Consider the following 8,046-nt stretch of genomic DNA (forward strand, 5'->3'; position numbering starts at 1 on the left):
TCCCGACAACCGAACGCGTCTCAGCTTCGCCGGCTTCCGGCGGGGCCGATGGCGCGCGCCCTCATCACAGGAGACCGCCACAATGGCGCAAGACGATCCCTTCACCCTAGACCTGTTCGGGAACACCGCGCTGTCATCCGGCCTCGGCCTCGGCGTCACCGCATTCGCGGCAAGCTTTACCGAGGGACCGGACGACGACGATCCTCCGCCCACGACGCCTGCGCCGGCCGCGCCGATGGCTGCGGCTGAACGGCGATCCGTCGCGCGCCCTGCCGAGGGGGGTGAGAACTTTTATCTCGCCGGCACCCGCCAGCTTGCCCGTTCGTGGAAGGATCGCGCCCGCGACAATCTCGTCGCCATACGCCTCTCGGCCGAAATCGAACAGGCGCAGCGCTCGGCCACACCGGAGGAGCAGTCGGCGCTGATCAAGTTCACCGGCTTCGGCGCGTCCGATCTCGCCAATGGCATGTTTCGCCGGCCCGGCGAGGGCGGGTTCCGGAAGGGCTGGGAGACGCTCGGAGCCGGGTTGGCGGAAGCCGTGAGCAACGCGGACTATGCGTCGCTCGCACGCTGCACGCAGTATGCGCACTTCACGCCCGAATATATCGTCCGCGCCATCTGGGCTGGCGTACTGCGTCTCGGCTGGCGCGGTGGCCGGGTGCTGGAGCCGGGCATCGGCACGGGGCTGTTTCCCGCCCTGATGCCGGACGGACTGCGGGCGTCGTCGCATGTCACGGGCGTCGAGCTCGATCCCGTCACAGCCCGGATCGTCCGGCTCCTCCAGCCGCGCGCCCGGATCATCGCTGGCGACTTCGCCCATATCGAGTTGCCGGCGCATTTCGATCTGGCGATCGGCAATCCGCCCTTCTCCGACCGCACCGTGCGCTCGGATCGGGCTTTCCGCTCACTCGGCCTGCGGCTGCACGACTACTTCATCGCCAAGGCGATCAGCCGGCTGAAGCCGGGAGCGCTTGCCGCCTTCGTCACCTCGCACGACACGATGGACAAGGCGGACAGCTCGGCCCGCGCGCATATCGCGACCATGGCCGATCTCGTCGGCGCGGTGCGCCTGCCCGAGGGCAGTTTCCGGGCAGACACCGGCACCGATGTCGTCGTCGATATTCTGTTCTTCCGCCGGCGACGGGACGGCCAGCCGGGGGGCGACCTGTCCTGGCTTGACCTCGAGGAGGTCCGGCCCGCGACGGATGACGAGGCGGCGATCCGGATCAACCGCTGGTTCGCGCGCCATCCCGGCATGGTGCTGGGAGCGCATGGCCTGACCTCGGGCCCCTTCGGCGAGACCTATACATGCAGCGCACGCGACGGCGAGGATCTCGATGCCGCGCTTGCGGCCACGCTCACCTTCCTTCCGGAAGACATCTATGACGGTGACCCGGAGCCGATCTCGGCGGATCTTGAGGAGCCGAGCCCGACCGCCGACCTGCCCGGCGCGTCCCGAGCGCGGGAGGGCAGCTACTTCGTCGACAGCCGGCATGGCCTCATGCAGGTCGTCGACGGCGCGCCGGTCGCGATCCATGTGCGCAAGGGGCGCAGCGGCAACGGGATTTCGGAAAAGCACGTCCGCATTCTCCGCAAGCTGATCCCGATCCGCGACGCGGTCCGCGAGGTGCTGAAGGCCCAGGAGTTCGACAAGCCATGGAAGCCGGCACAGGTGAAGCTGCGCATCGCCTGGTCGAGCTTCGTGCGCGACTTCGGTCCCATCAACACCACCGTCTTCTCGACCAGCGAGGATGAGGAGACCGGCGACGTGCGCGAGACGCACCGCCGCCCGAACATCCAGCCTTTCCTCGACGATCCCGATTGCTGGCTGGTCGCTTCGATCGAGGACTACGACCTTGAGAGCAACACGGCCAAGCCCGGCCCGATCTTCACCGAGCGGGTCATCGCGCCGCCACCGGCGCCGATCATCACCTCGCCGGCCGATGCGCTCGCCGTGGTGCTCAACGAGCGCGGCCATGTCGATCCCGACCACATTGCCGAGTTGCTGCACCGGGATGTCGAGGCTGTCATCGCCGAGCTCGGCAACGGCATCTTCCGCGACCCGGCCGATGGCTCCTGGCAGACCGCCGACGCCTATCTCTCGGGGGCCGTCCGCTCGAAGCTCGTCTCCGCGCAGGCCGCAGCTGGGCTCGATCCTGCGTATCTGCGCAATGTCACCGCACTGCAGGCCGTGCAGCCGGCCGACCTTCGGCCCTCCGACATCACCGCGCGCCTCGGCGCGCCCTGGATCCCGGCCGCCGACATCGTCGCCTTCGTGAAGGAGACGATGGGCGTCGAGACCAAGATCCATCACATGCCGGAGCTGGCATCCTGGACCGTCGAGGCGCGGCAGCTCGGCTATATGGCGGCCGGCACGTCGGAGTGGGGCACCGACCGGCGTCACGCCGGCCAGCTCCTTTCGGATGCGCTGAACTCCTCGGTGCCACAGATCTTCGACATCGTGAAGGACGGCGAAAGCGAGCGCCGCGTGCTCAATGTCGTCGACACGGAAGCCGCCAAGGAAAAGCTCACCAAGATCAAGGCCGCGTTCCAGAAGTGGATCTGGAGCGACCCCGACCGGACCGACCGGCTGGCGCGGGTCTACAATGACCGCTTCAACAACATCGCGCCTCGCGCCTTCAACGGCGACCATCTCCAGCTTCCGGGCGCCTCTGGCGCCTTTTCGCTGTATGGGCACCAGAAGCGGGTCATCTGTCGCATCATCTCCTCCGGCAGCACCTATGTCGCCCACGCCGTCGGCGCCGGGAAAACCATGTCGATCGCCGCCGCGATCATGGAGCAGCGCCGGCTCGGGCTGATCGCCAAGGCCATGCTCGTCGTTCCCGGCCATTGCCTGGCGCAGGCCGCGAGGGAGTTTCTCGCTCTCTATCCGAATGCCCGTATCCTCGTCGCCGACGAGACCAACTTCACCAAGGACAAGCGGCACCGCTTCCTGTCGCGCGCGGCGACGGCGACGTGGGACGCGATCATCATCACCCACAGCGCCTTCCGCTTCATCGGCGTGCCGTCGGCGTTCGAGAGCCAAATGATCCAGGATGAGCTGGAACTCTACGAGGAACTGCTGACCAAGGTCGAGAGCGACGATCGCGTCTCGCGCAAACGCCTCGAGCGATTGAAGGAAGGCCTGAAGGAAAGGCTGGAGGCGCTCTCAACGCGGAAGGATGACCTTCTCACCATCTCCGAGATCGGTATCGACCAGATCATCGTTGATGAAGCGCAAGAGTTCCGCAAGCTCTCCTTCGCCACCAACATGTCGACGCTGAAAGGCATCGATCCGAACGGCTCGCAGCGGGCCTGGGACCTGTTCGTCAAAGCCCGCTTCATCGAGACGAAAAACCCGGGCAGGGCGCTCGTGCTCGCCTCCGGCACGCCGATCACAAACACGCTTGGCGAGATGTTCACCGTGCAGAGGCTACTCGGCCACGCGGCGCTGCGTGAGCGCGGGCTGCACGAGTTCGACGCATGGGCCTCGACCTTCGGCGACGCATCCACCGAGCTCGAGCTCCAGCCGTCGGGCAAATACAAGCCGGTCACGCGCTTCGCGCAGTTCGTGAACGTCGCCGAGCTGATCGCCATGTTCCGCTCGTTTGCCGATGTGGTGATGCCGGCCGACCTGCGCGACTATGTGAAGGTCCCAGAGATCTCCGGCGGCAAGCGCCAGATCATCACTGCGCCGCCGACCGCCGCCTTCAAGACCTATCAGCGGCTGCTCGACGCCCGCATCACGGCGATCGAGGAGCGCGACCGTCCGCCTGAGCCTGGTGACGACATCCTGTTGTCGGTCATCACCGACGGGCGCCATGCCGCGATCGATCTTCGGCTGGTCGGTCCCGCCTATGACAACGAGCCCGGCAACAAGCTGAATCAGCTCGTCGCGAACGCCTTCCGCATCTGGCGGGAAACGGCGAAAATCACCTATGTCCGCGGCGATGGGAAGCCTTACGATCTGACTGGCGCCGCACAGATGATCTTTTCCGATCTGGGCACGCTCAATGTCGAGAAGACCCGCGGCTTTTCAGCTTATCGCTGGATCCGCGACGAACTGGTCCGCATGGGAGTGCCCGCTTCCGAGATCGCCTTCATCCAGGATTTCAAACGCTCTGATGCGAAGCAGCGCCTGTTCGGCGATGTCCGGGCCGGTAAGGTCCGCTTCCTTCTCGGCAGCTCCGAGACCATGGGAACCGGAGTCAACGCGCAGCTCAGGTTGAAGGCGCTGCATCACCTCGATGTGCCATGGCTGCCGTCCCAGATCGAGCAACGTGAAGGCAGGATCGTCAGGCAAGGCAATCAGCATGACGTCGTGGACATCTTCGCGTACGCGACGCTCGGGTCGCTCGACGCCACGATGTGGCAGAACAACGAGCGCAAGGCTCGGTTCATCGCCGCCGCGCTTTCCGGCGACACCTCGATCCGCAGGCTGGAAGATATGGGCGAAGGGCAGGCATCGCAGTTCGCCATGGCGAAGGCCATTGCCAGTGGCGATCAGCGCCTGATGCAGAAGGCTGGGCTGGAGGCCGAGATCGCCCGGCTCGATCGCCTGCGTGCCGCCCATGTCGATGACCAGCATGCCATTCGCCGCCAGATCCGCGATGCCGAGCGTGAGATCGAGCATTCGACCCGGCGCATGGCCGAGATTGGGCAAGACATCGAGCGGCTTGTGCCAACTGCCGGCGATGCTTTCGCCATGGCCGTGACCGGGAAACGCCACGCCGAGCGCAAGGGCGCCGGTCGCGCTCTGATGAAGGAGATCCTGACGCTTGTCCAACTCCAGCAGGAGGAGGAGGTCGTTATCGCCTCGCTCGGCGGATTCGATCTCGAATTCTCCGGCGAGCGGGTCGGACGCGATGGCTTCCACTACGCCACAATGCTGCTGCGGACCGGCGCAGACTACGAGATCGATCTGCCTGTTACGGTCACTCCGCTCGGCGCCGTCGCTCGGCTCGAGCACGTGCTGTCGGGTTTCGAGAAGGAACAGGAAGGATATCGGCAGCGACTGAGCGATGCCCGCCGCCGCCTCGCTTCCTACCAGGCGCGCGAGGGTGGCGCATTCGCCTTCACCGACGAGCTGGAGATGAAGCGCACGCAGCTCGCCGAGATCGAGGCCGATCTCGCGAACGACGTCGAGAGTTCCCGTGATCGGATCGCTGCTTAGGACAGCTCTCGCGACAAGCGATTCTCATCATCGATCAATACGAGACGAGACGGAGCCCCGTCGCCCCATCTCCAGAGCACGAGGTTCAAATCTTCGGCCGTCGCGCCGGCTGCGAAGCTCCTGACGAGCAAGCCGTTATAGCCGCCGGCGATGAGCCGCCGGGCAAAGGTCTGCGTCCGCGCTTCCCCGCTCGCCTTCATCTGGTCGCGCCATGTGCTGTCGGCGAGTGCCGCGGGGTCCATTCCCTTTGCCGCGAGCGCCTCATCATCCCGGCAATCGAATATGCCATCGATCTCCGCATCATAGCAGACGATTGTGGTCGGCTGGAGATTGCCGACCTGATTGGCTTCGCGCAGCGCGGTCATCACCGACAATGACCCATAGAGTGCGGGCAGGTCCTTCGGGTTGAACCGTCCACCATAGAGTTCGGCACCCCGCCCGGACAGTGGCTCGCGCGCATAGACCGGATTCAGCGCGCGATAGAGCTTTCCCCGATATTGCACGTCGTCAGGCGTGCACGCCGGCATCGACAGCGTCGACATAGTCGAGCACGTCATCCACGCGACCGTTGCGCACGAGCTGCATGGCCGTCTGGCCGGAGAAGCCGGGCAGGGGCTCCGACCGGTACCAGGCATAGGCCATCAAGGTGGAACCGAAGCGAGGCTCGACCTTGTTGATCACCTCGACCATCTCGCGCAGCCGGCGTTGGGTCTTGTCCGACCGGACGCGGTCCTTGCGCTGGACGGCATCCTTGCCGAGCCCGGCCGTGCGGGCGACTTCCTCGCTAGTGGTCCGGAACGCAACCGCGATCTTCCGGGGCGCGAGGAAGCCGTTATCCGCATATTGCGCCAACCCCATGCGAGCCTCCTGTTGTCCGAATGACGCTAGTTCTGACGTGATATAACGTCACCATGGCCGGCATTCAAGGGGCGATATGGGGAGGGAAGGAGGGGCATTCAGGAAAAATCCGGTTCGCCGATCGGCCGAGCCGGCGACGCTGAAGCTCAACCGCGGTTTGCGCAGTCCCGGCCGCGTCGTCCTGTGCAGGGCTTATAGCCCCGCTTGGCCGGCCGGGCAGGGATGCTCAGCCGCAGTTGCACCGGCCCGTCCGCTCCGCGGGCCGGGGGAGGTCTTCAAAAAGAAGACGAAGGAAGGACCCGCGAAGGGCGGCGTCCAACATCCCCACAAGGAGCTTCCCCATGCATCTCATGAAAGTCGATCCGCGCGCGCTGAAGGAAAACCCCGACCGCATGCGCCTGACGAAGTCCACGCCACAGGCCGACGCCCTGTTGCTCGCCACCATAAAGGCGGTCGGCATCGTCCAGCCGCCTGTCATCGCCCCCGAGACCAGCGGAGGCAACGGCTACATCATCACTGCCGGCCACCGTCGCGTGCGCCAGGCGATCGCCGCCGGCCTCGAAGAGATCGACGTCCTCGTCGACGACGCCGCCAACGACAATGGCGCGATGCGGTCCATGGTGGAGAACATCGCCCGCGAGGCGCTGAACCCCGTCGACCAGTGGCGCGCCATCGAGCGCCTCGTCGCGCTCGGCTGGACCGAGGAGGCGATCGGCGTCGCGCTTGCCTTGCCGGTTCGCCAGATCAAGAAGCTGCGCCTCCTCGCCTATGTCCTGCCGGCCATGCTCGACCAGATGACGAAGGGCGACATGCCCAACGAGAAGCAGTTGCGCACCATTGCGGCAGCCTCGCCCGACGAGCAGCGCGAGGTCTGGAAGAAGCACAAGCCGTCCAAGGCCGACCCGCAGGTCGCCTGGTACAGCGTGGCGAACGGCCTGGAAAAGACCCGGATGTACGCGAAGGATGCGAGCTTCGACGACGAGCTCGCCAAGGCCTACGGCATCGCCTGGGTCGAGGACCTGTTCGCCTCGGCCGACGAGGACAGCCGCTATACCACGGATGTCGAGGCCTTCCTCGGGGCCCAGCAGGAGTGGATGGCGAACCACCTGCCCAAGCGCGGCGTCATCGTCGAGGCCGACACCTGGGGCCGCGCGAAGCTGCCACCCAAAGCCGAACCTGTGTACGGCAAGCCCGGCAAATCCGACCACACCGCGATGTTCGTCGATCGCGAGGGCAAGGTGCAGACGGTCCACTACCGCCTGCCCGAGCCGAAGAAGGCCAAGGGCAAGGGCGAGGCGGCCGGCGGCGCGGCTGGCGAAGATGGCGTTGCCCTGTCCAGGCCGCGACCGGACGTGACCCGCAAGGGCATCGAAATGGTTGGAGATTACCGGACCGATGCACTGCATGAAGCGCTCGCCCGCGCCCCGATCGAGGACGACACGCTGCTGGCGCTGCTCGTCCTGGCGTTCGCCGGCCGAAACATCTCCATCGCGTCCGGCGCGTCGGGCGACGTCTATGGCTACGCTCGCATGGATCGCCATGCCGCACGGCTGGTCGGCAGTGAGGGCAAGCTCGCGTTCGACCGCGAGACGCTGCAGCTGGCGGCCCGTGGCGTCCTCATCGACGTGCTGTCCTGCCGGGAGAACCGCACCGACTCCGGCATCGTCGCATGGCTCGCCGGCAACGCCATCGGCGCCGACGGCTTCCTTCCGAACATGGGCACGGACGAATTCCTCTCGTGCCTGTCCCGCGCCGCGCTCGAAGGTTCGTGCAAGGACACCCCTGTCCTGCCGCGTCAGAAGGTGAAGGACACCCGCGCCGCTCTCGTCGAGCACTTCAAGGAGGAGCGGTTCGTTCATCCGTCGGCGCTGTTCGCGCCGGATGCGACGAAGCTCGCGAGCTGGCTGGTGAAGCACGAGGCGAGCGAGGACGACGATCTCGACGAGGGGTCGGCCGAGCCGGACGCCGCGGAGCCGGCCGACGCGCTCGACGGCGAGGCCTACGGCGTCGCGGCC

4 protein-coding genes are annotated in these 8,046 nt (G+C 66.1%); 2 read left to right on the forward strand and 2 right to left on the reverse strand.

All coding sequences use genetic code 11. The features are described from left to right. Positions 1-82 precede the first annotated feature (82 nt). The gene (locus K9U40_RS12580; protein WP_282890537.1) at positions 83-5,173 is read left to right on the forward strand and encodes a lactate dehydrogenase; all 5,091 of its coding nucleotides are present in this window, start codon (positions 83-85) and stop codon (positions 5,171-5,173) included. On the opposite strand, the gene K9U40_RS12585 is transcribed toward K9U40_RS12580, so the two are convergent. Both K9U40_RS12585 and K9U40_RS12590 read right to left on the reverse strand, forming a co-directional pair. Beyond that, a complete protein-coding gene (locus K9U40_RS12585; protein WP_282890540.1) occupies positions 5,170-5,676 on the reverse strand; it encodes an RES family NAD+ phosphorylase in 507 nt (168 codons plus the stop codon). The genes K9U40_RS12580 and K9U40_RS12585 overlap by 4 nt on opposite strands. A 4-nt stretch (positions 5,677-5,680) precedes the next feature. After that, entirely contained in the window at positions 5,681-6,031 is a 351-nt protein-coding gene (locus K9U40_RS12590; RefSeq protein ID WP_282639842.1) for an antitoxin Xre/MbcA/ParS toxin-binding domain-containing protein, read from the reverse strand. A 341-nt stretch (positions 6,032-6,372) separates the two neighbouring features. On the opposite strand from K9U40_RS12590, the gene K9U40_RS12595 reads away from it, so the two are divergent. Beyond that, the coding region (locus K9U40_RS12595) for a ParB/RepB/Spo0J family partition protein (protein ID WP_282890538.1) at positions 6,373-8,046 on the forward strand (1,674 nt) is incomplete at its 3' end.

The sequence above is a fragment of the Xanthobacter autotrophicus genome (assembly GCF_030015065.1).
Taxonomy (GTDB): Bacteria; Pseudomonadota; Alphaproteobacteria; order Rhizobiales; family Xanthobacteraceae; genus Xanthobacter; species Xanthobacter autotrophicus_D.

What these genes read in the sequence shown, in the direction of transcription:
- K9U40_RS12590 (WP_282639842.1), bottom strand. Translation starts at nt 6,031, where the DNA reads ATGGGGTTGGCGCAATATGCGGATAACGGCTTCCTCGCGCCCCGGAAG.
- K9U40_RS12580 (WP_282890537.1), top strand. Translation starts at nt 83, where the DNA reads ATGGCGCAAGACGATCCCTTCACCCTAGACCTGTTCGGGAACACCGCG.